The sequence below is a fragment of the Paenimyroides viscosum genome, from assembly GCF_003858535.1.
GTDB lineage: Bacteria > Bacteroidota > Bacteroidia > Flavobacteriales > Flavobacteriaceae > Flavobacterium > Flavobacterium viscosum.
The window spans coordinates 1-2,829 of record NZ_RQTJ01000071.1 but is presented as its reverse complement, the minus strand read 5'-3'; the positions used below and the strand labels follow the sequence as shown (position 1 = coordinate 2,829).

Here is a 2,829-nt window from a genome sequence, read left to right as displayed (position 1 = left end):
CATGCGAAATTACATTTTTAAAAATGTCTTCTTGTTTTGCCATAGTGCAAAAATACTAAAATTCCGCATATTTTGTTGATTTACGGATTTTTAATAAACTTTTGTGTTTTAATAAGGTTTCAAGTTCTCCCTATTATTCCAAAAGATTATTAAGTTCGCAAAAAAGAAATAAAAAGTGACGTCTCAAAACTAAATTTCACTAAAAAATAGAACACAAGAAAAAGTAAAAAAAATCCAACTACAAAAAACAGTAAATGTTTATAAATGTTCAAAATCTATCATATTTGTACCATTTATTAGAGTTTCATGCTCCAGAGGAACAAGGAATCTCTTTAATTCTTTAAAGAGATTCTTCGCTTCACTTCGTTATGTTCTCAATTACAATGTATTTGATTATGGCAACTAACGAATATTTAGAATTACTTACTATTTCAAATAAATTACTTCTTCGCCACTTTTTTCACCGCCGTGCCATCATGGGTCTTGATGTGCAGTAAATACGTACCTGATGCAAAATTATCGATGTTTAACTGCACTTCGTTTTCCATTTTATAGCTTTGGGATTTCACGGTTTTACCACTGATATCAAAAACCTCTATCTGTTCTATACCGATGTTTTCACTGTTGGTGATGGTAATCACATCTGTAACCGGATTCGGAAACACATTGAATTTTGATGAGAAAAAACCATCAATATCTAATATTAAGGCAGACAGCGTATTTACGGCAGACATTTTAAAGTTGTCGTATTTTACAAAACAAGACACTCCTTTCGTTGTATCTACTAAAGCAAGATGTATCACCACATGGTCTATTATCTCTAAATTTCCTGAGTTTATAACGGTTGTAGATTTTATTGCCTTGTTCATTGAAGGCACTTCTAAATATACATAGCCTGTGGTATAATCGATATACATAATGATGCTAACCCACGAATTATCTGAAAGCGTACCTAAACTTTTAAATTCTCTATTGAATTCTTTTCCCAAACCCAATTCTCTAAAAATATTTGCAGCTTCTAGATTATAATATCTACCTACCATCATCTGAGTGAGATCAGTTGCGTTTGGAAAATTAAAACCGTTGTTTTTAGCTTTACCAAGATTTACAGCTGTTATAGGAATGTTTCCAGATAGTCCAAGGTTTCCAGTATATAAATCATACTCAAACTTTAAAATATCGTTGCCGGCATTTCGGCTGCTCCATAAGGTTTCACTTCCTATTACTTTAGAAATATAAATACCATGAGAAGTAGCAGAGGAGTTTGGAATACTTTTTAAAGTTAATACATTTCCTCTGCCCGTTTCTGCTTCTATTTTTGCTTCATAATCATTGACATAGATGGCAGCAGAATATTGTTCAGTTATAAACCACCCCCCCTGCGCAGCGACAGGAGGGTTGGGGGTTAGATTAGCTGAACTGCTATACGAATGTATTGTTCCTAAATCGCCTGTATTGTTACTATTAAAATCTTCGGAAAACAATACCTGTGCTTGCACACTGCCGCCTAAAAGGCATAGGGTATATATGATATAAATGTATTTTTTCATAACACAACTATTGTAATTATTGAAAAATGATATACACAGCGTTTGCATCCGTTACAAAAGACAAGGTATGACCCGCTATGGCTACCTCACTTGGCACAGTGGCACTGCCTGGTCGGTTCACTAAGCATATTTCTAAACTACCTGGTCCTACACCAGGTTCTACGTCTTGATAAATCAACGCTAAATCAGAATTATAGGTCAAATAACTTGAAGTGCTGGGAGAGGTAGGCATAATTTGCTGCCAATTTCCAGGTATCATAGACAAGTCCATAGCATCATTACCTATTTTTTGTTTTAAAACGCCACTTGCAACCCCTGGAACCTCATACTTTATAAAATAAATCTTCCCTATTTCCATCATAGGCCCTGTCTCTGCGTAGCTGTGAAACGAATCGGTAAAACTAGATCCCGACGAAGCACCATTTAATGGAAATCTACCCGTGCTTGGTCCGTGCGTAATAGACGACCAAGGAGGTAATTTTACTGGGTCTATTTGCAACGTATTGCCGTATTGCTTTTGATTTACACCTTCTGTAAACAACCCAGGTCTTGTAGAAGCTCCTGCCCCGCCATTCCAATAAACATCTACCCAAGATCCGTAACAAAAGAAACCTATATGAGGTGTAATTATTATATCATACGGTGTGTTATTAATAAGGTGGTACATGATACCGTTACCTCCCGTTACGGAATATGGAGATTCGTAAGCCGCTACGCCAGCCCCCGGGATTCCTGGAACGGAATGCCCAGGCAATCCCGAGTCGTAAGTATAAACGGTATTGCCACCTGAATCTCCGGAAAAGCTTTCCGAGTTGTCGACAATTTGTTTATCGGTTTCTTGATCAATGTCTTCGCTACAGGCTGCTAATACGAAGATGCTAAAAATAGCTAATGTAATTTTTTTCATTTCTGATAAAATTTAAGAATGTCCAAGAATTACCAGATGATGTAATGTAGAATGCTAAAAAAGCGAACATTCTGATTATTAGCCATGTAAGATACAAAAATAATTTTTGTATCTTGTAATTTATTTTAACATTTAGACCTAAAAAAATCACGATCTATCATTAAAAACTACAATTTACCTTTTTTTAACTAATTTAAAAGACCTTAAAAAAAGTAACTATTTACAATATGGATTTTGTCACAATATTTTCGTGCATTTGTACCATTGATTTCCATCAGTACTCACGAATATTCTTTTTTAATTCTACTTCGTTTTGCGCATAATCGTAAACAGCGCTTAAACCATCGTAAATTTCGCTCGATGGAAAAATAT

General features: G+C 35.0%; 2 protein-coding genes. Both read right to left on the bottom strand.

Features of this window, described 5'->3' with window-relative positions:
• Positions 1-440: 440 nt before the first annotated feature.
• Positions 441-1,550: a T9SS type A sorting domain-containing protein gene (locus EG242_RS14680; protein ID WP_158608887.1), complete on the bottom strand. Its 1,110-nt coding sequence runs from the start codon at positions 1,548-1,550 to the stop codon at positions 441-443.
• 16 nt (positions 1,551-1,566) lie between these two features.
• Positions 1,567-2,457, bottom strand: a complete 891-nt coding sequence (locus tag EG242_RS14675; RefSeq protein WP_124900686.1) for a membrane lipoprotein lipid attachment site-containing protein — start codon at positions 2,455-2,457, stop codon at positions 1,567-1,569.
• Between the last annotated feature and the right edge of the window lie 372 nt (positions 2,458-2,829).